The organism is Roseateles sp. (assembly GCF_039929605.1).
GTDB lineage: Bacteria > Pseudomonadota > Gammaproteobacteria > Burkholderiales > Burkholderiaceae_C > Pelomonas.
Genome location: NZ_JBDSQX010000208.1, coordinates 32,972 through 52,868, shown reverse-complemented (window position 1 = coordinate 52,868; position 19,897 = coordinate 32,972). Strand labels below are relative to the sequence as shown.

At 68.6% G+C, this 19,897-nt stretch carries 22 protein-coding genes; 11 read left to right on the top strand and 11 right to left on the bottom strand.

The window, feature by feature from the left end; translation table 11 throughout:
• Window positions 1-80 precede the first annotated feature (80 nt).
• A complete protein-coding gene (locus ABIS05_RS27995; protein ID WP_348012791.1) occupies window positions 81-500 on the top strand; it encodes a hypothetical protein in 420 nt (139 codons plus the stop codon).
• A 64-nt stretch (window positions 501-564) separates the two neighbouring features.
• Here ABIS05_RS27995 and ABIS05_RS27990 read toward each other — a convergent pair whose 3' ends face one another.
• Entirely contained in the window at window positions 565-1,602 is a 1,038-nt protein-coding gene (locus tag ABIS05_RS27990; protein ID WP_348012790.1) for a BON domain-containing protein, read from the bottom strand.
• Between the two features lie 286 nt (window positions 1,603-1,888).
• Window positions 1,889-2,734 (bottom strand): phytanoyl-CoA dioxygenase family protein, encoded by an 846-nt coding sequence (locus tag ABIS05_RS27985; RefSeq protein WP_348063382.1) that lies wholly within the window; start codon window positions 2,732-2,734, stop codon window positions 1,889-1,891.
• 95 nt (window positions 2,735-2,829) lie between these two features.
• On the opposite strand from ABIS05_RS27985, the gene ABIS05_RS27980 reads away from it, so the two are divergent.
• Window positions 2,830-3,357: an SRPBCC family protein gene (locus ABIS05_RS27980; protein ID WP_348012788.1), complete on the top strand. Its 528-nt coding sequence runs from the start codon at window positions 2,830-2,832 to the stop codon at window positions 3,355-3,357.
• Window positions 3,358-3,501: 144 nt separating this feature from the next.
• On the opposite strand, the gene ABIS05_RS27975 is transcribed toward ABIS05_RS27980, so the two are convergent.
• Window positions 3,502-4,200 carry a hypothetical protein gene (locus ABIS05_RS27975; RefSeq protein WP_348012787.1) on the bottom strand — a complete coding sequence of 233 codons (699 nt, stop codon included), beginning with the start codon at window positions 4,198-4,200 and terminating at the stop codon, window positions 3,502-3,504.
• A 228-nt stretch (window positions 4,201-4,428) separates the two neighbouring features.
• On the opposite strand from ABIS05_RS27975, the gene ABIS05_RS27970 reads away from it, so the two are divergent.
• The 4 genes from ABIS05_RS27970 to ABIS05_RS27955 all read left to right on the top strand — a co-directional run bounded on the left by ABIS05_RS27970 (window position 4,429) and on the right by ABIS05_RS27955 (window position 6,658).
• Window positions 4,429-4,944, top strand: a complete 516-nt coding sequence (locus ABIS05_RS27970) for a hypothetical protein (RefSeq protein ID WP_348012786.1) — start codon at window positions 4,429-4,431, stop codon at window positions 4,942-4,944.
• Window positions 4,941-5,639, top strand: coding sequence for a DUF4386 domain-containing protein (locus ABIS05_RS27965; protein ID WP_348012785.1), 699 nt, complete (start codon window positions 4,941-4,943; stop codon window positions 5,637-5,639). Before ABIS05_RS27970 ends, ABIS05_RS27965 begins: the two co-directional genes overlap by 4 nt.
• Before the next feature lie 62 nt (window positions 5,640-5,701).
• The gene (locus ABIS05_RS27960; RefSeq protein WP_348063380.1) at window positions 5,702-6,082 is read left to right on the top strand and encodes a hypothetical protein; all 381 of its coding nucleotides are present in this window, start codon (window positions 5,702-5,704) and stop codon (window positions 6,080-6,082) included.
• 105 nt (window positions 6,083-6,187) lie between these two features.
• On the top strand, window positions 6,188-6,658 hold the full coding sequence (locus tag ABIS05_RS27955) for a group II truncated hemoglobin (RefSeq protein ID WP_348012783.1): 471 nt from the start codon (window positions 6,188-6,190) through the stop codon (window positions 6,656-6,658).
• A 13-nt stretch (window positions 6,659-6,671) separates the two neighbouring features.
• On the opposite strand, the gene ABIS05_RS27950 is transcribed toward ABIS05_RS27955, so the two are convergent.
• Together ABIS05_RS27950 and ABIS05_RS27945 are read right to left on the bottom strand one after the other, a co-directional pair.
• Window positions 6,672-8,891, bottom strand: coding sequence for a PBP1A family penicillin-binding protein (locus tag ABIS05_RS27950; protein WP_348012782.1), 2,220 nt, complete (start codon window positions 8,889-8,891; stop codon window positions 6,672-6,674).
• Between the two features lie 63 nt (window positions 8,892-8,954).
• Window positions 8,955-9,800: a transposase gene (locus ABIS05_RS27945; RefSeq protein WP_348012781.1), complete on the bottom strand. Its 846-nt coding sequence runs from the start codon at window positions 9,798-9,800 to the stop codon at window positions 8,955-8,957.
• Between the two features lie 44 nt (window positions 9,801-9,844).
• Between ABIS05_RS27945 and ABIS05_RS27940 the strand changes: the two genes are divergently transcribed.
• The 3 genes from ABIS05_RS27940 (at window position 9,845) to ABIS05_RS27930 (ending at window position 11,118) form a co-directional block, all read left to right on the top strand.
• Window positions 9,845-10,084 (top strand): hypothetical protein, encoded by a 240-nt coding sequence (locus ABIS05_RS27940; protein ID WP_348012780.1) that lies wholly within the window; start codon window positions 9,845-9,847, stop codon window positions 10,082-10,084.
• 23 nt (window positions 10,085-10,107) lie between these two features.
• A complete protein-coding gene (locus ABIS05_RS27935; RefSeq protein ID WP_348012779.1) occupies window positions 10,108-10,737 on the top strand; it encodes a UPF0149 family protein in 630 nt (209 codons plus the stop codon).
• 63 nt (window positions 10,738-10,800) lie between these two features.
• Window positions 10,801-11,118: a hypothetical protein gene (locus ABIS05_RS27930; RefSeq protein ID WP_348012778.1), complete on the top strand. Its 318-nt coding sequence runs from the start codon at window positions 10,801-10,803 to the stop codon at window positions 11,116-11,118.
• A gap of 6 nt (window positions 11,119-11,124) precedes the next feature.
• Here ABIS05_RS27930 and ABIS05_RS27925 read toward each other — a convergent pair whose 3' ends face one another.
• Window positions 11,125-12,936, bottom strand: a complete 1,812-nt coding sequence (locus ABIS05_RS27925) for an ABC transporter ATP-binding protein/permease (protein WP_348012777.1) — start codon at window positions 12,934-12,936, stop codon at window positions 11,125-11,127.
• Window positions 12,937-13,232: 296 nt separating this feature from the next.
• On the opposite strand from ABIS05_RS27925, the gene ABIS05_RS27920 reads away from it, so the two are divergent.
• On the top strand, window positions 13,233-13,634 hold the full coding sequence (locus ABIS05_RS27920) for an acyl-CoA thioesterase (RefSeq protein WP_348012776.1): 402 nt from the start codon (window positions 13,233-13,235) through the stop codon (window positions 13,632-13,634).
• A 150-nt stretch (window positions 13,635-13,784) separates the two neighbouring features.
• Window positions 13,785-13,946 (top strand): DUF1328 domain-containing protein, encoded by a 162-nt coding sequence (locus tag ABIS05_RS27915; protein WP_293800107.1) that lies wholly within the window; start codon window positions 13,785-13,787, stop codon window positions 13,944-13,946.
• Window positions 13,947-13,952: 6 nt separating this feature from the next.
• Here ABIS05_RS27915 and ABIS05_RS27910 read toward each other — a convergent pair whose 3' ends face one another.
• From ABIS05_RS27910 to ABIS05_RS27890, 5 genes are all read right to left on the bottom strand, one after another.
• Window positions 13,953-14,717 carry an enoyl-CoA hydratase gene (locus tag ABIS05_RS27910; RefSeq protein ID WP_348012775.1) on the bottom strand — a complete coding sequence of 255 codons (765 nt, stop codon included), beginning with the start codon at window positions 14,715-14,717 and terminating at the stop codon, window positions 13,953-13,955.
• Between the two features lie 9 nt (window positions 14,718-14,726).
• Window positions 14,727-15,260, bottom strand: a complete 534-nt coding sequence (locus tag ABIS05_RS27905; protein WP_348012774.1) for a DUF1569 domain-containing protein — start codon at window positions 15,258-15,260, stop codon at window positions 14,727-14,729.
• A 3-nt stretch (window positions 15,261-15,263) separates the two neighbouring features.
• Window positions 15,264-16,478, bottom strand: coding sequence for an acetyl-CoA C-acyltransferase (locus ABIS05_RS27900; protein ID WP_348012773.1), 1,215 nt, complete (start codon window positions 16,476-16,478; stop codon window positions 15,264-15,266).
• 122 nt (window positions 16,479-16,600) lie between these two features.
• Window positions 16,601-19,003, bottom strand: a complete 2,403-nt coding sequence (locus ABIS05_RS27895) for a 3-hydroxyacyl-CoA dehydrogenase/enoyl-CoA hydratase family protein (protein ID WP_348012772.1) — start codon at window positions 19,001-19,003, stop codon at window positions 16,601-16,603.
• 32 nt (window positions 19,004-19,035) lie between these two features.
• On the bottom strand, window positions 19,036-19,896 hold the full coding sequence (locus ABIS05_RS27890) for a serine aminopeptidase domain-containing protein (protein ID WP_348012771.1): 861 nt from the start codon (window positions 19,894-19,896) through the stop codon (window positions 19,036-19,038).
• Window position 19,897 lies beyond the last annotated feature (1 nt).

Here is a 19,897-nt window from a genome sequence, read left to right as displayed (position 1 = left end):
CACGCCGCCCCAGGTAAGGGTGCACTCACCGTACCGGCCCGCCGTTAGGATGGCTCTGCCTCGCAACACCGCAGTACCTTATGGCCCACACACTCGACTTTGCCGCGCTCTCGCTTGACGATGCCGTCCCGGTTGACCTGGGCGCGTTCGAAGCGGTCCAGGCCCGGGATGAAGCAGACGCCCGCAACCGCGCGCTGGAACTCAAGGCCCAGGCCTGCGACAACGCGGCCGAAGCCTGCTGGTACCTGGCACGCAGCCTCGGCGCCGCGCGTGACCTGCCACAGGACGGCGAAGCCAGCCTGGAGCTGCTGTTCCAACTGATCGGCGCGCTGGCCGACCTGCCCGCCGACATCGCCGCTGCACCGCTGCCCGAAGTGGCGGGCGGCCGCGACGACGGCATCACCGAGCTCTGCCTGCAGCTCGAAGCTGCGCGCGACGTGACGGAAGAAGCACTGATCAAGGCCGAGCTGGCACCGGCCCGCAGCCAGTTCCGCCACTGACTTTCCACGCTTCCAAAACAAAAGGCGCCGTCTCAGGCGCCTTTTGCATTTCAGGGTTGTGCGATCAGAGGCCGCTCGGCGCCTGGCTCAGCAGCGGAGCCGGCGGCAGCGTCAGGCGGTTGTCGACGGCCTTGACGCCAGCGGCAGCCGAGGCCACCACCGTGGCGCGCTCACGCGTGGGGGCATCGGGCGCCTGGCCTTCGAGCTTCACGACGCCATGGTCGGTGCTGACGGCGATGGGCACCGCGGCCAGCGTCGAGTCAGACGCCAGGGCGCTGCGCACCTGCACCGTGATGCCGCTGTCTTCAGCCGACGGCATGGGGGCCTGGGCCAGCGGCGGCGTGCCGGGCGAGGTCGACAACGGCGCGGCGCTGTCGGTCGGCGCTGCGGCGACGGGCGGCGTGACCGGCTGCGGCGTCACTGCAGCCACTGTGGGCTGCTGCGGCATCGTCGTGGCGGCAGGGCCGGCGGCGGTGGGCGGCAGATTGATCGGCGCATTCCCCGGCGTCACCGCCAGCGGCTGCGTTTCCGCCACCGGAGCGGCCGGTGCGGCGGCGGCGATGGTGGTCGACGGCTGCAGGTACGGTGTCCGCTCGGGCGTTTCGCTGCGCGGGTTGGCGCGCACCACCAGGTCAGGGCGCGGTGCGGGCGCGGGGGCCTGCGCCACCACCTTGGGCGACTCAGCGGCCGGCTTCACCGTCGTGACCGGCAGGCCCAGATGGGCCGGCTCGGCGGCTTCGGGCGTCGCCGCAGGCGCGGCGGCCGTGGTGTCGTCGCGGTCGGCCGCCGGAGGCGGCTCGGGCGTGGCGGCGGCCACCTGGGTCGGTGCCTCGGTGCTACCAACAATGACGGCGGGTGATGTGCTCGGCGCTTGCGACGGCCGGTTCATCGACCACATGGCGACGGCGGCGATGACGGCGGCACCAGCACCGGCGGCAATCATCCAGCTCAGCTGGTTCTGGCGCTGCGGCGGCAGGGCAGCGGCGCGGTGCTGCGAGCGATCAGCGGCCGAACTTGAAGCCACGCGCGGTGTAGAAGTGGGCGCATCCACAGCGATGGGCGGGATCGTGCCCAGCGACGGCGAGACAGGTTCGTCATTCATGCGGATGTCGCTTGCATGAATCTTGGCGCCCCGCAGGGGGGATGCAGCGGATGCGGACTTGGGCGTAGCGGGCAGGGCACCCGGAGTCGTGTCGATGTGATCGCCCCAACCTTCGGCGTGAACTGATTTGGGAAACTTCATGTTGGCCTCCTGTCGTCGTTGCCGACGTTTACGATGAGCCAACTTTGCTCTCAACGGGGCCTGCGGCCTGCCGGTGCAAGGGCCCTCTCCCTGTAGGACACAGGGCGGGATGCGTATGCAGTTGTGAGCGCTGTGAGGAAGATGTTTAAAACCCGCGCACGGGCAACGTCTCGTCACGCTGCAGCCAGTTGCGCGGTGAGTAGCGGCTGCTCGCATCGGTCACATGCAGCGTGTAGGCATGGCGCGATTTCTCGGAGCGGTTGGCGGCCGAGTAGTGCGGCAGCAGCCCGTGGAAGACGACCAGCGAGCCCGCCGCCACTTCGAGCGGAATGGCTTCGCGCGAATCGGCGGCGGGCCAGGCCGTGGCGTCGACGGGCTCCATCCAGGCCTTGCCGCCCTCGCGCACAAAGCGCTCACGCAGCACGCCACGCGCGCCGCGGTGGCCGCCGGGCTCGGTCCACAGGCAGCCGTTCTGCAAGGTCGCGTCTTCCAGTGCGAACCAGAAGGTCGTCACGGTGAGGGGGTCGCTCTCGAAGAAGCTGGCGTCCTGGTGCCAGCGCACCTCGCCGCCGATGCCGGGCTGCTTGAAGATGAACATGCTCTGCCAGACCTGCGGCCGCGCCAGGCCCAGCTCGGCCGCGACGCCGCGCAGCGCGTCGCCCTTGGAGAAGGCGCTGAAGACCGGGTCCAGGTCATGCATGGCGTGGCCGATCTTGTTGATGGCCAGCGCCTTGTCGACACGCAGGCGGCCTTGATCGTCGAAGGCTTCCTCCTCGAAGAAGCAGCGCACCTGATCACCGCTGTCGAGGAAGTAGTCATCCACATGGCGCTGCTGCTCCTCGGTGGTGAAGACGGGGCGCTGCTCGCCGGGGTCGAAGGCGTCGACGATCTCGAGCGCGCGGGCACGCAGCGCGGCGATGTCGGCGGCGGGCTTGAAGCCGGGGATGACGAGGAAGCCTTGTTCGGCGTAGCGCGTGGCGTCAACAGTCATGAGGATGAGATTGATCTGCAAGGGAGTTGTGCGGATTGTGTGGCGACCAAGGCGTGCCCCACAGTCCCGCGCACACCACTTCCTGGAGAGACCCGATGAAAGCGCTGAAGATCCTGCTGATCGCCATCGTCGTGCTGCTGGCCCTGCTCATCGGCGGCGGGTTGCTGCTGTCGCCCAAGTTCAGCCTGTCGCGCACCGTGACCATCAACGCCGCGCCCGAGAAGATCTACGCCCTCATCGCCGACCCGCGCGGCTGGAAAGCCTGGAGCGCCTGGAACCAGCGCGACCCGGCCATGGCCATTGAGTACAGCGGCCCGGCCTCGGGCCCCGGCGCCGTCTGGGCCTGGAAGAGCAAGAGCCAGGGCGACGGCAAGATGACCTTCACCACCGCCGACGCGCCCACCCGCCTGGGCTACGAACTCTTCTTCCCCGACTTCGGCACCACGTCGACCGGTGAGTTCCGTCTCGACGCGAACGGTGGTGGCACCCAGGTCACGTGGACGATGGACGGCGACATGGGCGCCAACCCCGTCTACCGCTGGATGGGCCTGTTCATGGACAAGATGGTGGGGCCGGACTTCGACGCCGGCCTGGCCAATCTGAAGGCGCTGGCAGAAATTTGAAGCCCCTCGCCTGGCCCTGCCGCGCTGAACGCGGCCAGGCCCAGTCGGTCCCCCTGGGGGACGGCGATGCTTGCGGCATCGAGCCGCAAGCACATCGCCCAAGGCGGGCCGGCTTGGGAGCGGCCCGGCGCTCGGCCCGCAAGTTCAACCTGGGTCAGAGACAAGCGCCAGCGCCAGCGCCGCCTCGGTGACGGCGCGGCCCAGTGGTGTGGCCGGGTCGGGGCGGCGCAGACGCGGCACGGGGCCGCTCAGGTCCAGGCTGCCGACCACCGTGCCCTGGTGCAGCATCTCGTAGCCCACCGCTGTCGTCTGTGGCTGCGCGTTGCCGTCGAGCAGATGCGCCGAGCGCAGCCCCAGCGTCAGCTCGCCACGGCGATAGGCGCCTTCGCGGCTGAGCTTGCCGCGTTGCATCTGGCCCTCGCCGATCTGCAGCATGGCTGCGGGCGCGCTGCCCCAGCGGCAGCTCAGCACCCAGGGCTTGCTGTCGGTCAGGCGGCCGTTGGCGCTGGCCTCGGGCGTCCAGGATTCGCAGACGGCCGCGCTGTCGCCCGCAGGGCCGGCCCAGTTGAAGCGCAGCGGCGCGCGCACATTCACCGGCAGGGCCTCGAAGAGCGCCAGCCTGTCGGCCCCGCGCTCGTAGCGCACGCGCTGGGCGTGCAGCGTGAACTCGCCCTGCCGCCCCCAGGCCGGCTTGCCGAAGCTCTCCTGCGCAACGCCGGCCACGGAGGGCGCCTCGGCCATGCGCCGGTCGGCCCCTCGCGGCTCCCGCACGCTGGTGGCACAGCCGGCCAGCAGGGCCAGCAACAGAGACGAGACGACAGCGAGCGAAACGGGGCGGCGCATGGGCGAAGGCGAGGTCGTGGCAGAGAACCCGACTCTAGAGGCGGCTGGCGCCGTTAGCTGCCGTCATCTGTTACCCGGCGTAGCTTTCGTGTACCGCCGCACCGGTGGTCGAACGACGCTGCGGCTGATCGCCCCGAAACTCCCGCTGGTCGCAGCCCCGTCGCCGCCACGCGCCGGCTCCGGCAAGCTGCGAAGCTCCTCCTCTTGCGTACGTTGCGTGCCCACCCGATGCCCAGCCCATTCACATCGCGACTCATCCTCGTGTCCCTGGCCCTGCTGGCCGAAGCCTGTCACCTCGGCTGGGAGGCCCTGCACGGCGGCATCGTCAGCCACCACCTGATGCAAAGCGACGCCCTGCCCGGCCTGTCCAACGCCTGGGGCGTGCTCATCGTGCCGGCGCTGGCCGCCTGGGCCGCGGGCCGGCTGCTGCGGCCGGGCGTTGCGGCGCGCAACTGGTTGCCCGTGACGCTCGGCTTCGCGCTGCCGCTGCTGCTGGGCGCCGCGCTGTCGCTGGCCTTCCAGCTGAAGTTGCAGGCGCTGACCGAGGCCATCTTCTTCGGCCTGCTGTTGCTGGCGCTGCTGGTGCCCGCGCACCGGCCGGAAAGCCTGCTGGGCTTCGTGCTCGGCATGAGCTGGACCTTCGGCGCGGTCATCCCAACGCTGGTCGGCGGCGTCATCGCTGGCCTGTCGTGGCTGCTGCGCGGTGTCGCCCGCCAGGCGTGGCGGCTGGCGAGGCCGGCATGAGCGCCGTCACCCCACGCGAGCTGCGCCTCGCCGGCCTGTGCTACCTGGCCATCATTGCGCTGGGCCTGTGGACAGAAGTCTTCGTGCGCGGCAGCCTCGTCGTTGCCGGCGACGCGGCTGCCACGGCGCAGAACATCGCCGCCCAGCCGCAGCTCTGGCGCCTGGGCCTGGCGGCCGACCTGCTCATGCAGGTGCTGGACATCCCCGTCATCGTCGTGCTGTGGCGGCTGCTGCGGCCGGTGAACGAGACGCTGGCGCTCACGGCCACCGGCCTCAACCTCGTGCAGACGGCCGTGCTGGTGGCCAACCGCGTACAGTTGCTCGCGGCGCTGGAGTTCGCGACCGCACCGGCCTTCGGCGTCGCATTCCTGCCCGGCCAGCGCGAGGCGCTGGCGATGCTGGCCGTGCAACTGCACAGCCAGGGCTTTGGCATCGGCCTCATCTTCTTCGGCTTCGCCTGCGTCATCCGCGGCGCACTGATCGCGGCGAGCGGCGTGCTGCCGCGCCTGCTGGGCTGGGGGCTGGTGGCGGCGGGGCTGGCCTATCTCGTCAACAGCTTCGCGCTGCTGCTGGCGCCGTCGTTCGCGAAGTTGCTGTTCCCTGTCGTGCTGTTGCCGGCCTTCGTCGGCGAGTTGGCGTTTGCGCTGTGGTTGGTGCTGCGCCCCCGGTGGTCGCCTTCACAAGCGCAATACTAACTACCAGAATACGGGCCATGTCGCGCCACGCACGTTTCGCTGCAGTCCTGTCTTGGGTCGCCTTGTCCGGCACACCCGCGCTCGCCTTTGGCACGCTGGGTACGGACGATCTACTGCCGCTGCTGCAACAACGGCCCAAGCAGATGGCGGAAGTGCGGGCCGCATACGAGCTGTCGGATTCAGCGTTTGCCGAAACGCGCCTGGGATCGCATTTCCGGCACTTGAGCGGAGCGCGGATCGGCCCGTACACCGTGCAGCTACATCGCCGGGCAGCGCTGGAGCCGCGTGAGCGCCAGTTGCTGATCTGCACCAAGACGCGCTTCCTCGACCGCAAAGGCCGCGAGCTGCGGCAAGACGCAATTTTCGACGCCGTGCGAGTAAAGGAAGAGATCACGACCATGCTGATCCAGGACACCAGCGAGCCGGCGCGCTGCCCGACCTGACCCACCTGAGCCGACCGGCTCATCGGGCAAATACCGACGGCTGCGGCCTCTTGCCACCAGCGCGGCCAGCCCCATCTCTGATCCGCCATCACTTGGGCCCACGCCATGACCGACGTTGCCGTCCCCACCCTCTACGACTGGCTCGGCGGCATCGCTGCGCTGCAGCGGCTGACCGAGCGCTTCTACGAGCGTGTGAAAGACGACGTGCTGCTCGCACCCGTTTTCGCCCACATGAGCGGCGAGCACCCGGCGCACGTCGCCGCCTTTCTCGCCGAGGTGCTGGGCGGGCCGGCCGACTATTCGGCGCAGCACGGCGGCCACCTGCACATGATTCGCCAGCATCTCAACCGGCACCTGGGCCAGGACCAGCGCCGTGCCTGGGTGGCGCTGCTGCTGGACACGGCCGACGAGCTGGGCATGCCCGACGACCCGGAGTTCCGCTCCGCGCTGGTGGGCTATCTGGAATGGGGTTCGCGGCTGGCCGTCATCAACTCGCAGGCCGGCGCCGAGGTAAACGCCGATGCGCCCATGCCCAAGTGGGGCTGGGGCGAGGTCAAGGGGCCGTACAAAGGCTGAACCCTCGGTCGACTCAGGGCTGCTGCGGCTCGGAGGCGGCGTCCTCCGGCTGCGCCGCCGGCTCCGCCACGCCGATGCGGGCAATCGCCATGTCGCCGGCGTACTCGCTGTAGAACCAGTTGCCGTCCTGCTGCACCAGGCCATCGGTGGGCGGCGCGAGCTGGGTGTTGGGCTGGCCCTTCAGCGCCACGGCCATGGTCGCGGCCCAGACGGGCAGGGCCAGGCCGCCGCCGGTCTCGCGCTCGCCGAGCGATTTGGGCTGCGGGTAGCCAATCCACACCGCGCCCACGCGCGTGGCCTGGAAGCCGCAGAACCAGGCGTCGATGGCGTCGTTGGTCGTGCCCGTCTTGCCGTGCAGGTCCCAGCGGCCCAGCAGTGAGCTGGCCCGCGCGCCGGTGCCCTCGCGCGCCACGGCGGCGAGCAGTTGCGAGGTCATGAAGGCATTGCGTGCACTGATGGCCTGGCGAGGTTTGGGCGGGTCGGCCTGCCAGAGGGTGGCGCCCTGGGCGTCTTGCACGCGCTGGATCAGCCAGCCGGTGTTGAGCTGGCCGCCGTTGGCGAACACGCCGTAGGCCTGGGCCATCTGCAGCGGCGTGACGGCGCCCGTGCCCAGGGCGATGGTCAGGTTCAGCGGCTGGCGCTCTTCGTCCAGGCCGAACTTGCCGGCCCAGGCGCGCACGCGCTGGGGGCCCATGGCCTCCACCAAGCGGATGGTGACCATGTTCTTGGAGCGAGCCAGGGCCTGGCGCAGCGTCAGCGCCTCCTCGTACTGGCCGTCATAGTTGCGCGGCGACCAGTCGCCCACCGTGATGGGCTCATCGCTGACCAGAGTACCGGCCCAACCGCCCTGCTCGATGAGGGCCGAATAAACGAAGGGCTTGAAGGCCGAGCCGGGCTGCCGGAAGGCCTGGGTGGCGGAGTTGAACTGGTTGCGCGTGAAGTCGAAGCCGCCCACCAGCGCGCGGATGGCGCCGGTGGCCGGGTCCAGTGTGACGACGGCGCCCTCGGCCTGCGGCGTCTGGCTGAGCACCCATTGCTTGCCCGACTCCAGCACGCGCAACACGGCGCCGCGCTTGAGCGCCTGCAGTGGCCGCAGCGCCGCGCCCTTGAGCGTGATGCTTTCGCCATCGGCCAGCACGAGTTTGGCGGCGTTCTTATCCTGCGCCAGCAGCACGGCGGTGCGCAGCTCGCCGAGGTCGGGGTGGGCGTCGAAGGCGGCGTCCAATGCGTCGTCGGCGCCCTCTCCCTCGGGCAGATCGACAGTGGCCTCCGGCCCGCGGAAGGGCTGGCGGCGCTCAAGCTCGAACAGCGCGTGGCGCAGCGACTCCTGGGCCGCCGCCTGCTCGGCATAGAGCAGTGTCGTCGTCACCGTGAGGCCACGCGTGTAGGCCTCTTCGCCAAAGCGGGTCAGCATCTCCTGGCGCACCTGCTCGGCGGCGTGGTCGGCCACGCCTGACAGCCGGCGCGGCCGATGGATGTCGAGCGACTGCTCGCGGGCGGCCTTGGCCTGCTCGGGCGTCACCAGGCCCACAGCCGCCAGTCGCTCCAGCACGACGGCCTGGCGGCGCTTGGCGCGCTCGGGGTAGACGGCAGGGTTCAGTTTGTTGGGATCTTTCGGCAGGCCGATCAGCAGGGCGATCTCGCCGGTGTTGAGCTTGTCCAGCGTCTTGCCAAAGTAGCGTTCAGCCGCCGCCGCAAAGCCGTAGGCGCGGTTGCCGAGATAGATCTGGTTCATGTAGATCTCGAGGCTCTGCTCCTTGTTCAACGCGCGCTCGATCTTGAGGGCGAGCAGGCCTTCGACGACCTTGCGCGTCCAGCGCTGCTCCTTGGTGAGATAGGTGTCGCGCGCGAGCTGCTGCGTGATGGTGGACGCGCCATGCAACGGGCCGCGGTGGGTGAGGTTGCGCAGGAAGGCGCGCGCGATGCCGCCGAGGTCGATGCCCGAGTGGGTCCAGAAATCGCTGTCTTCCACGGCCAGCAGCGCGTCCTGCATGGGCTTGGGGATGTCCTTGAGCGGCACGAAACGACGCCGCTCGGCCCCGAACTCGCCGATCAACTGGCCGTCGGCGCTCAGCACGCGCAGCGGCTGGTGGGGCTGGTAGTCGGTCAGCGTGTCGAGCTCGGGCAGTTGCACCCAGACGATGGCCGCCACGATGGCGCCGAGCAACATGGCCGCCAGCGGCAACCCCACAAGCGCACCCAGCCAGGGGCGTTGGACGAAGAACTTGAACATGGCGCGCATCCTAGTGTGGTGTTGCGCGCTGTCCGTCAAGCACGCAACACCACGCCAGGGGCCTCACACCGCGCGCTCGGCCGCCGCGATGAGGCGGCTGATGCGCGACACCGACAGGCCGAGTTGCGCGGCCAGGTCGGTCATCGCCACACCGCCATCGGTGTGGGCCAGCCACAGGGCCTGCTCGCGGATGCCGCCGGCGCGCTTCAACCACGCGGGCCAACTCGTGCGGGGCGCGCGCCGGGGCACTGCGGCCGCAGCGCGCATGCGGGCGGCGAACTCGGCGTCACCGAGAAAGATCTGCTCGCGCAGCCGGCCCGGCCACAGCTCAAGGCCAGGCTCCGACGCGACAAGGCGGGCATAGCGGTCGCCCGCCAGCCGGTGCTGGGCCGCCGTGATGGCCGGGCGCTTCAGCAGGTGGCTGTGCAGGCCGTCCACGTCCAGCCACTCGGGCGCAGCCTCCAGCCCGGCCAGCGCGCGGAAGCTGGAGCCCGACCAGCCCGCCGCGCCACGCGCCAGACCCTCACGCACCGGGCCGAGGTCGACCCAGCGGCAGGCGTCCAGCAGATGGCGCTCACGGTCCACCAGCACGGCGTGGAAGCGGCCCTGGAACAGCGGCCCGCTGAAGCCGTCGCGGCGTTGGCGGTGCTGGGTGTAGACGCCGTTGATGTGCCGCATCAGCGCGGACAGATTGGCCCGGCGCGTGAACAGCAGCAGGTCGTAGTGGTCGGGCAACAACGCGTAGGCCAGCGCCTGGGCGTCGAAGCGGTGCAGCCCTTTAGCCAGCAGCGCGCGCATCTCGGCGCGGTCCAATTCGTCGGCAAAGGCAGGCCGGCCGCTCTCGAACGGGCAGTGGGCGCCGATCAGGTAGACCGCACCGGCAATCTCGAGTCGAGCGGGCCGAGCCATGCGCGGACCTTAGGGCCAGCGGCCAGGAATGGCAAGATGGCGGGATGAAGACGCATCAAGTCGAAATCCAGAAACTCAAGGCCGCGTCCACCAACCAGTACGGCCAGCTCATGTTCAAGGTGGACGCGCTGGTCACGGCCAAGACGCCGGTTGACGGCATCGAGCCGAGCAGCTTCATCGTCATGACCGAAGCCAACGCGCGCGTGCTGATGGCGCTGCTGAAGGCGCAGTTCACCGAAATCGACAGCAAGAAACCCAAGAGCCGCCACGGCCGCCCCGGCTGAACTCGGGCCAAAGAACGACACCTATGCAATACCCCAACTACAACCCTGCCTCCGACAACCGCCCGCTGTCCGACGACGAGCTGAACGACCTCGACGAGCTGCTGTCCATCCTGCCCACGGATGGCGCGCTGAACATCGAGGCGCTCGACGGCTACCTGGCTGGCCTGCTGCTGACGCCCGACCGCTCACTGGCCGATGTGCCCGGTGAAGCCTGGCTACCCGTCATCTGGGGCGGCGACGGCGCGGTGGACCCGGCACCCTTCGTCAGCGGCAAGCAGCGCAAGAAGGTCACCCTGCTGGTGCTGCGCCACCTCCAGTCCATCGCCACCGCCTGGACGAATCACCCCAAGGCCTGGGAGCCGATCTTCAGTTTTGCGGACGGCGACAGCGAGACCGCGGATGAAGACGAGGCGCCCGAATACGCCGACGCCGAGGACTGGGCCGCCGGCTTTCTGCTGGCCGTGAACCTGACGCCCGACGCCTGGGAGCCGCTGTTCGACAGCACCGAGACCGGCCCGTTGCTGGCGCCGCTCGCCGCACTGGGCGCCGAGGACGGCCCGCTCGCCGACGCCAGCGCCGAAGCGCGCGACGAGGCCAGCCGGACCATCCCTGACGCCATGCTGGCGCTGTGGGCGCTGCAACAGAAAGCCTGAGCGCCGGTCTTTATCCCCTCATCACAGGTGGCTGCCGGCGCAGCTTTGGTTCACACTCGCCCCATGCTTCACACCGTGCTCGCAGCCCTCGGCCTCGCTACCTGCATCGCGCTGGCCGTTCACATGGCCCTGCCCTACCGGGCGCGCAGTTCGGTGGACGCGGCGGTGGCCCGCCTGGGCGCCTGGCTGCAGGCGCAGTTCGACAGCGCCGTGGGCTGGCGCCGCCGCCAGCGCCAAACCCGCGCCGCCGCGCTGGAGGCCCAGCGTGCCATTCGTCGTGCACGGGAGTCGTCATCCAATGGCGACGGGCGGCCGGAAGGCGAATGGGACGGCAACGTGTACCGGCCCAAGAGCTTCGAGAAGCCCAAGAAGCCTCACTGACCCGGTTCAGTCCGCCGACTGCTGCAGCCGCCACATCTCGGCGTAGCGCCCACTGCGGGCCAGCAGCGTGTCGTGCCGGCCGCGCTCGATGATGCGGCCCTGCTCCAGCACCAGGATCTCGTGCGCGTCCACCACCGTCGACAGCCGGTGCGCGATGACGAGCACGGTCTTGTTCTGGCCGACCGCCTCCAGCTCGGCCTGGATGGCGCGCTCGTTGGTCGAGTCCAGCGCCGACGTGGCCTCATCAAAGATGAGGATGGGCGGGTTCTTCAGCAGCGTGCGAGCAATGGCCACGCGCTGCTTCTCGCCGCCCGACAGCTTCAGCCCACGCTCGCCCACCATCGTGTCGTAGCCCAGCGGCGTAGCACTGATGAAGCCGTGGATGTGCGCGGCGCGTGCGGCGCCCTCCACCTCGCCCTTGCCCGCGCCGGGCCGGCCGTAGGCGATGTTGTAGGCCACCGTGTCGTTGAACAGCACGGTGTCCTGCGGCACGATGCCGATGGACTTGCGCAGGCTGGACTGCGTCACCGCGCGGATGTCCTGGCCGTCGATGCGGATCTGGCCGCCGTCGATGTCGTAGAAGCGGTAGAGCAGGCGCGCCAGCGTGCTCTTGCCCGAGCCGCTGGGGCCGACGATGGCCACCTTCTTGCCGGCCGGGATCTCGAAGCTGACGCCGTGCAGGATGGGCCGCGCCGGGTCGTAGGCAAAGCGCACGTCGTCGAAGACAACGCTGGCACCACCCACCTGCAGTTCCGCCGCGCCGGGCGCATCGGCCACCTCGCGGTCGCGATCCAGCAGGACGAACAGCTTCTCGATGTCCGTGGTCGCCTGCTTGATCTCGCGGTAGATGACACCGAGGAAGTTCAGCGGGATGTACAGCTGGATCATGAAGGCGTTGACCATCACCAGGTCACCCAGGCTCATGCGCCCGTCCACCACGCCCTGCGTGGCCCGCCACAGCATCAGCACCAGCGCCGTGGCGATGATGAGCTGCTGGCCGGTGTTAAGCGCAGACAGCGTGCGCTGGCTCTTGAGCTGGGCCTTGCGCAGCTTCTCCAGGCTCTCGTCGTAGCGCGACGCCTCGAAGCCCTCGTTGTTGAAGTACTTGACCGTCTCGTAGTTCAGCAGCGAGTCGATGGCACGGCTGTGGGCCACCGAGTCCAGCTCGTTGAGCACCTTGCGGAACTGGGTGCGCCACTCGGTGACGACAATGGTGAAGCCGATGTAGACGGTCAATGCCGCAATGGTGATGCCGGCAAACCAGACGTCGTACCTGACGCCCAGCAGTGTGAGCACCAGCACGACCTCGATCAGTGTCGGCACGATGCTGTAGAGCGAGTAGCTGATGAGGGAATGCACGGCGCGCGTGCCGCGCTCGATGTCGCGCGTCATGCCACCGGTCTGCCGCTCCAGGTGAAAGCGCAGCGACAGGTCGTGCAGATGCCGGAACACCTGCAGCGAGATGCTGCGCGCCGTGCCCTCGGTGGCCTTGGCGAAGATCAGCTCGCGCAGCTCGGTGAACAGCGACGTCGACAGCCGCAGCGCGCCATAGGCCACCAGCAGGCCCAGCGGCACGACGAGCAGGGTGTGGGGGTCGCCCGGTTTCAGGTCCAGGTTGTCGATCAGGTTCTTCAGGAGCAGCGGCACGCCGACATTGCTGAGCTTGGCGCCCACCATGAAGGCCAGCGCCAGACCGACGCGCCAACGGTAGCGCCAGAGGTAGGGCAGCAGGCGGGCGACGGTGCCCCAGTCGCCACGTGGCGCAGCGGCAGTCCCGGCAGGGGCGGTTTCGGGGACTCGGGAAGCTAGGGAACGCATCGCGCCATTGTCCCGCCGCGCTCTTGCGGGTGCGGCACTGCGGAAATACGCCCCCGGCATGACGCAGCGCAAACCTTGCTGTGACGCGCGCTCCTAAGCTGGTTCCAGCGCCCAAACGCCGCCGCGATGGACCAGATCGGCGGCACGGTCAGGCAGACGTCTGACCTGACGCGGTGGAGTTGCGCCGGCAGGAGCGCAGCATCGCAAGCTGAGCCGCCGCCAGCCTCGCGTCGGCCACCCTGGCCGGTGCGCGAGTGAGGGGCGCGCTGCGGCCACCGGGCGGCGAGAATCGGCGCATGAGTTCAAACACCCCTGCACCCGCGCCCGAGCCCATCCGCGAACTGGTGCTGCGCGTGATGCCGATGCCGGCGGACTCGAATGCCAACGGCGACATCTTCGGCGGCTGGATCATGGCCCAGGTGGACATCGCCGGCTCCATCATGCCGGCCCGCCTGTCGCGCGGCCGCGTGGCGACGGTGGCCGTCAACGAGTTCGTCTTCAAGCAGCCCGTCTCCATCGGCGACCTGCTGAGCTTCTACGCCACCATCACCCGCGTGGGCCGCACGTCCATCACCGTGCATGTGGAGGTGATGGCCGAGCGCGACCCCGAGAACCCGCATGTCGTGAAGGTGACCGAGGCCAACCTGACCTACGTGGCCATCGACCGCGAAGGCAAGCCCAGGGTCATCGCAACCTGAGCCACGCCCGGCACGGGCAACCGGGCGACTTGTAACAACGTCAGCGGTGTCCCACTCCATACGCGTGCGTCGTCCGGCATGTGGAAAACGGCCCCGGCCCTAATCTTCACCTGTCCGCCATTCAGGCATCAACCCGTGAGGAGTCCAGCCATGCTGCGTTACGCCATCATCTTTTTTGTCATCGCCCTGATCGCCGCCGTGTTCGGCTTCACGGGCATCGCTGCCAGTGCAGCTGGCTTTGCCCAGATCCTGTTCTACGGCTTCCTGATCCTGGCCGTCATCGGCCTGCTGATCGGCTTGGTCCGCAGATAGGGCACGTCACTCGAACTTGGAGAAATCCGGCGCCCGCTTCTGGAAGAACGCCTGGAAGGCCTCCATGGCCTCAGGGCTGCGGAGTCGGGCACCGAAGATCTCCGCCTCACGCGCGATGGCCGCTTTGACGGCCTCGCGCTGAGGCTCGCGAATCAGCTTCTTGCTGTCGCGAACGGCGCCAGGCGCCAGATTGTTGAAACGCTCCGCGATGCGGCGCGCATGGTTCACCACTTCGCCAGCCGGCAGCACGCGGTTGGCGATTCCGCATTCCACGGCCTGTTCTGCCGTGAAAGGGTCGCCCAGCAGCAGCTTTTCAGCGGCGCGGCGGTTGCCGATCAATTGAGGCAGCACCACGCTGGACGCGAACTCGGGTACCAAGCCCAGCGCCACGAAGGGCATGGCCAGGCGCGCGTCGTCGGCCACGAACACCAGGTCGCAATGCAGCAGCATGGTCGTGCCGATGCCGATGGCCGCACCGGTCACGGCAGCGACGACGGGCTTGCCGCAGTCCAGTAGCGCGTGCATGAATTGGAAGGTCGGCGCGTCTTCACCCCGCGTGGGGCCGGCCATGAAGTCTTCCAGGTCGTTGCCCGACGTGAAGATGCCGGGCTGGCCGGTGATGAGCACCGCGCGCACGGCCTTGTCGGCATCGGCGGCGCGCAGCGCGTCGGCCATGTCCTGGTACATCACCTGCGTGATCGCGTTCTTCTTCTCGGGGCGGGCGATCTCGATGGTCGCGACGCCGTTGACGGTGTAGCTCTTGATGGTCATGGCGGGTCCTCAGGCGGTGGCGGTCTTGGCGTGGAACTGGGTCCAGTGATTCGCCAGGTGCATCAGATGGGCGCGCTCGTACTGCGGCTTGGTCAGCTCACCGTAGGCGAAGTGGGGCCGCAGCGTACCGTTGAATTGCGCAAACGCGTCCATCGCGGCCAGCAAGCGGTTCACTGACAGCTTGAGCGCCTGTGACGCGTCCAGCGTCGGCGCGCCGGGGATGGGCTCGTCCAGCGTGTGGCTCATCGTGCCGCGCGCGTTGAAAACGGCGAACGCCGCCGAGCCGATGCTGGAGCGGAACCACGCGCCCTTCAGCGCGGGGAAGCCCTGCATCGAATATTCGATGCTCTGGGCCAGATGCTGCATGACCTGGCTCAGGTTCCACGCGTTGCCCTCGACGACCTTCGGCGCGAACAGCAGGTCCAGCACGGCCTGCTGGGCCTGCTTCCATGTGACGAAGGTGGTCAGCCTGCCCGTGCAGGCGGCCAACGGCGCTGCCGCGAGCAACACCGCTGAGGTCTTGAGCGCGCGGCGGCGGTCCATCGCTTACAGCCTCTCGAAGATGCCAGCGGCACCTTGGCCGGCGCCCACGCACATCGTCACCATGCCGTACTTGCCGCCGGTGCGGCGCAGGCCGTGGATGACCGAGGCCGCGCGGATGGCTCCCGTAGCGCCCAGCGGGTGGCCCAGAGCAATCGCGCCGCCATTCGGGTTGACCTTGGCGCGGTCCAGCACGATGCCCTTGCTGTCGAGGTCGTTCAGCACGGCCAGCGACTGCGCAGCAAAGGCTTCGTTCAGCTCGATCCAGTCCAGGTCGGCGGCGGTGATGCCGGCGGCCTTCAGCGCGACCGGGATCGCCGCGATCGGGCCGATGCCCATGATCTCCGGCGGCACGCCGCGCACGGCGAACGACACGAAGCGGGCCAGCGGCGTCAGGTTGTAGCGCTTCAGCGCGGCTTCGCTGACGATCAGCAGGCCGCCCGAGCCGTCGGAGGTTTGCGAGCTGTTGCCGGCGGTCACGCTGCCCTTGGCGGCGAACACCGGCTTGAGCTTGGCCAGGCCCTCCAGCGAGGTGTCCGGGCGCGCGCCCTCGTCGAGCTTGACGGTGCGGGTCTTGGTGTTGACGGTGCCGTCGGTCAGGTTGGGCGTGCGCTCGATGACATCGAAAGGCGTCATCTCGGCGTCGAAGTGGCCAGCGGCCATGGCAGCGACGGCGCGGCGGTGCGATTCCACCGAGAACTCGTCCTGCGCTTCACGGCTGATCTTCCACTGCGCGGCGACCTTCTCGGCCGTCAGGCCCATGCCATAAGCGATGCCGATGTTCTCGTCGCGCTCGAAGATCAACGGGCTCAAGCTGGGCTTGTTGCCGCCCATCGGGATCATGGACATGGACTCGACGCCACCGGCGAACATCACGTCGGCCTCGCCGACGCGGATGCGGTCCGCTGCCATCTGGATGGCGGTGATGCCGGAGGCGCAGTAGCGGTTGACGGTCACGCCGCCGACGGTGGGGCCGAAGCCGGCCAGCACGGAGGCGACGCGGGCGATGTTCATGCCCTGCTCGCCTTCGGGGAAGGAGCAGCCAATGATGGCGTCTTCAATCGCGGCCGGGTCGATGCCCGGGGCTGCCGCCATCACGGCCTGCATGACCTTGACGAGCATCTCGTCGGGGCGGGTGTTCTTGTAGAAGCCACGGCCGCTCTTGCCGATGGGCAGACGGGTGGCGGAGACGATGTAGGCGTCTTGGACTTGCTTGGTCATATCGATTCCTTAGTCAGTTGGGGACAGAGCTACGCGCGGGTACGCGCTCCGGTCTGTCCCGCAAGATTGATCAGTCGAGGACAGAGCTTGCGCGACGCGCTTCGGTCTGTCCCGCGATGTCATTAGTTTCGAACCGGCTTGCCGGTCTGCAGCATGCCCATGATGCGTTCCTGAGTTTTCGGGTTGTCGAGCAGCGCGCAGAAGTGCTTGCGCTCCAGCGCCATCAGGTACTCCTCGGTGACGAGGGAGCCCGCCTCGACTTCGCCACCACAGACCACATCGGCAATCGCCGCAGCCAAGTCGAAATCGTGAGCGCTGACGAAGCCGCCGTCGCGCATGTTGGCGACCTGGCCCTTGATCGTCGCGATGCCGCTGCGGCCGGCAACCGGGAACATGGCCTTGTGCGGCGGGCGGTAGCCGGCTTCGGCCATGCCCAGCGCGGTGGCCGTGGCGACGTGTAGCAACTCGTCCTTGTGCGGCACGATGACGTCGCTATCGAGCAGGAAGCCATTCTTCTTCGCCTCGTGCGCGGAGGTCGCGACCTTGGCCGTCGCGGCGGTCAGGAAGCCGTCCTTCAGGAAGGCCAGGATGTCGGCGCCGGCATTGCCAGCGGCGGCCATCTCGGCGGCGCGGCGGGCGATGTAGGTGAGGCCGCCACCGCCGGGCACCAGGCCGACGCCGACTTCGACCAGGCCGACATAACTTTCCACATGAGCGACACGGCGCGAGCAGTAGACCGCCAGCTCAGCGCCACCGCCCAACGCCAGGCCGCGCATCGCGGCGACGACCGGCACGTTGGCGTAGCGCAGGCGCAGCATCATGTCCTGCAGCTTCTTCTCTTCCGGCGCGATGCCCTTGCTACCCATCTTCATGAAGACGGGCATCAGGGATTCGAGGTTGGCGCCGGCCGAGAACACATCGTCCGGCGACCAGATCACCAGGCCCTTGTAGTCGGATTCTGCGATCTCGACGGCCTTCAAGAGGCCCTCGGTCACGGCCGGGCTGATCAGGTGCAGCTTGGCGGTGATGGATGCGATGACGACGTTGCCGTCCAGCGTCCACACACGAACTTCGTCATTCTTGAACAGCTCGGTGCCCGACTTCAGCGGGTCGGCGGCGCCCGTGCCCAGCAGGGATTCACGGAAGGCCTGGCGGGCATAGACCGGCAGCTCGCTGCGCGGCTTGAACTTGCTCTCTGCTGCGCTCCACGAGCCTGCCGGCGTGTGCACACCACCGGCGTCGGCGACCGGGCCTTCCGTCACCCACGCGGGCAGTGGTGCGCTGGACAGCGTCTTGCCGTCGGCGATGTCTGCGGAGATCCACTCAGCGACCTGCTTCCAGCCGGCGGCCTGCCACAGCTCGAACGGGCCTTGGCTGGTGCCGAAACCCCAGCGCATCGCGAAGTCGATCTCGCGGGCCGTGTCGGCCACGGTATTCAGGTGCACGGCGGCGTAGTGGAAGCTGTCGCGCAGGATGGCCCACAGGAATTGGGCCTGCGGGTTGGTCGATTCGCGCAGCAGCTTCAGGCGGTCGGCGGGTTGCTTCTTCAGCATGCGGGCGACGATCTCGTCGGCCTTTTTGCCGCCGGCCACGTAGTCACCGGTTGCGAAATCGAGGCGCTGGATGTCCTTGCCCACCTTCTTGTAGAAACCGGCGCCGGTCTTCTGGCCCAGGGCACCCTTCTCGATCAGGCCGGCCAGCACCTTGGGCGTGGCGTAGGTCGAGTAGAACGGGTCGTCCTTCAGGTTGTCCTGCATCGTCTTGACGACGTGGGCCATGGTGTCCAGGCCGACGACGTCCGCGGTGCGGAAGGTGCCGCTAGACGCGCGGCCGAGCTTCTTGCCGGTCAGGTCGTCGACGACGTCCACCGACAGGCCGAACTTCTCAGCCTCGATCATCGTGGCCATCATGCCGGCGATGCCGACGCGGTTAGCGACGAAGTTGGGCGTGTCATGGGCGCGCACGACGCTCTTGCCCAGCGACGTGGTGACGAAGGCTTCGAGCTGGTCGAGGATTTCCGGTTGCGTGGTCGGCGTGTTGATCAGCTCGACCAGCGCCATGTAGCGCGGCGGGTTGAAGAAGTGGATGCCGCAGAAACGCGGCTTGATTTCTTCGGGCAGCACTTCGCTGAGCTTGGTGATCGACAAGCCCGACGTGTTCGACGCGACGATGGCGTGCGGCGCGATGAACGGCGCGATCTTGGTGTACAGGTCGAGCTTCCAGTCCATGCGCTCGGCGATGGCCTCGATGATGAGGTCGCAGCCCTTGAGCAGGTCGAGGTGCTCTTCGTAGTTGGCCTGCTGGATCAGCGCGGCTTCCGACGCATCGCCCAGCGGCGCAGGCTTGAGCTTCTTCAGGCCGTCGATAGCCTTGGTGACGATGCCGTTCTTGGCGCCTTCCTTGGCGGGCAGATCGAACAGAACGACCGGCACCTTGCAGTTGACGAGGTGGGCCGCGATCTGCGCGCCCATCACGCCGGCGCCGAGCACGGCGACCTTGCGGACTTGGAACTTGGAACTACTCATGGTGTCTCCTGTCTGAAGAGGGGGACTGCGGCTCACGCCGCGGTCAGAAAGTCATGCACGGCCGGCCAGTAAGCCTCGCGCTCATCGCGCATGCCGTGGGTGTGCTCAGCCCTGCCGAGCGTCAAGCGCTCGACATGCGCGCCGGCGGGCGCCGCAGCGGCCAGGCGGTCGCCATGGCTCGTGGGGGTCCAGTGGTCAGCCTCGCTGTGCACGAGCAGCAGCCGCACGTGGGCAGGCAGCCGCGTGATGGCCAGCTCAGGCCGCAGCCGGCGCTCGCCTTCGGGCGCGATGGCGCGGCTCAGGCGCAGCACGGCATGGGCGAAGGGGTAGCTCTTCCAGAACGCCGGCAGGCTGGAGGCACAGCCTTCGGCCACGATGCGCTGGAAGGGAAAATCCGCAGCGCCGAGTGCGTTCAACGTGTTCATCGCGCCGAACGAGGCGCACAGCGCATGCACCGGTAGGCCGCGGCAGAGCTGCCGCGCAGCCCGGCCGGCGGCCAGGCTGTCGGCCGCCCAGTCGAAGTTGGTGCAAGGGCTGTCGCCAAAGCCGTTGTAGTCGAAGGCCAGCACATGAAAGCCCGCCTGCAGCAGCGCATCGGCATGGCCGTTGCGCAGCCAGAAGCCCTTGGCTGCCAAGCCCATCGGGTGGGCACAGACAACGACGCCGCGCGGCGCGTCGACAGCCGTGCGCTTGAGCACGGCGGCCAGCGTCGAATGGCTGGCGCTCGGGATCGCCAGGCGCTCCCAGCCGTCGGCTGGCACGCCTTGCGGCCAGCGCCATGGCTTCATGAAGCGGCCGAAGAACGGCTTCTTGAGCTGGCGATGCCAGAACCACCGCGCATCCGGTGCGCCGGCGGTCAGGCCCAGCCATGCGCGGCCAGCGAGTTCACCCATT

Bases quoted from the DNA above. Each gene is read 5' to 3' on its own strand.
- ABIS05_RS27995 (WP_348012791.1), top strand. From the start codon at position 81: ATGGCCCACACACTCGACTTTGCCGCGCTCTCGCTTGACGATGCCGTC.
- ABIS05_RS27990 (WP_348012790.1), bottom strand. From the start codon at position 1,602: ATGAATGACGAACCTGTCTCGCCGTCGCTGGGCACGATCCCGCCCATC.
- ABIS05_RS27985 (WP_348063382.1), bottom strand. From the start codon at position 2,734: ATGACTGTTGACGCCACGCGCTACGCCGAACAAGGCTTCCTCGTCATC.
- ABIS05_RS27980 (WP_348012788.1), top strand. From the start codon at position 2,830: ATGAAAGCGCTGAAGATCCTGCTGATCGCCATCGTCGTGCTGCTGGCC.
- ABIS05_RS27975 (WP_348012787.1), bottom strand. From the start codon at position 4,200: ATGCGCCGCCCCGTTTCGCTCGCTGTCGTCTCGTCTCTGTTGCTGGCC.
- ABIS05_RS27970 (WP_348012786.1), top strand. From the start codon at position 4,429: ATGCCCAGCCCATTCACATCGCGACTCATCCTCGTGTCCCTGGCCCTG.
- ABIS05_RS27965 (WP_348012785.1), top strand. From the start codon at position 4,941: ATGAGCGCCGTCACCCCACGCGAGCTGCGCCTCGCCGGCCTGTGCTAC.
- ABIS05_RS27955 (WP_348012783.1), top strand. From the start codon at position 6,188: ATGACCGACGTTGCCGTCCCCACCCTCTACGACTGGCTCGGCGGCATC.
- ABIS05_RS27950 (WP_348012782.1), bottom strand. From the start codon at position 8,891: ATGTTCAAGTTCTTCGTCCAACGCCCCTGGCTGGGTGCGCTTGTGGGG.
- ABIS05_RS27945 (WP_348012781.1), bottom strand. From the start codon at position 9,800: ATGGCTCGGCCCGCTCGACTCGAGATTGCCGGTGCGGTCTACCTGATC.
- ABIS05_RS27940 (WP_348012780.1), top strand. From the start codon at position 9,845: ATGAAGACGCATCAAGTCGAAATCCAGAAACTCAAGGCCGCGTCCACC.
- ABIS05_RS27935 (WP_348012779.1), top strand. From the start codon at position 10,108: ATGCAATACCCCAACTACAACCCTGCCTCCGACAACCGCCCGCTGTCC.
- ABIS05_RS27930 (WP_348012778.1), top strand. From the start codon at position 10,801: ATGCTTCACACCGTGCTCGCAGCCCTCGGCCTCGCTACCTGCATCGCG.
- ABIS05_RS27925 (WP_348012777.1), bottom strand. From the start codon at position 12,936: ATGCGTTCCCTAGCTTCCCGAGTCCCCGAAACCGCCCCTGCCGGGACT.
- ABIS05_RS27920 (WP_348012776.1), top strand. From the start codon at position 13,233: ATGAGTTCAAACACCCCTGCACCCGCGCCCGAGCCCATCCGCGAACTG.
- ABIS05_RS27915 (WP_293800107.1), top strand. From the start codon at position 13,785: ATGCTGCGTTACGCCATCATCTTTTTTGTCATCGCCCTGATCGCCGCC.
- ABIS05_RS27910 (WP_348012775.1), bottom strand. From the start codon at position 14,717: ATGACCATCAAGAGCTACACCGTCAACGGCGTCGCGACCATCGAGATC.
- ABIS05_RS27905 (WP_348012774.1), bottom strand. From the start codon at position 15,260: ATGGACCGCCGCCGCGCGCTCAAGACCTCAGCGGTGTTGCTCGCGGCA.
- ABIS05_RS27900 (WP_348012773.1), bottom strand. From the start codon at position 16,478: ATGACCAAGCAAGTCCAAGACGCCTACATCGTCTCCGCCACCCGTCTG.
- ABIS05_RS27895 (WP_348012772.1), bottom strand. From the start codon at position 19,003: ATGAGTAGTTCCAAGTTCCAAGTCCGCAAGGTCGCCGTGCTCGGCGCC.
- ABIS05_RS27890 (WP_348012771.1), bottom strand. From the start codon at position 19,896: ATGGGTGAACTCGCTGGCCGCGCATGGCTGGGCCTGACCGCCGGCGCA.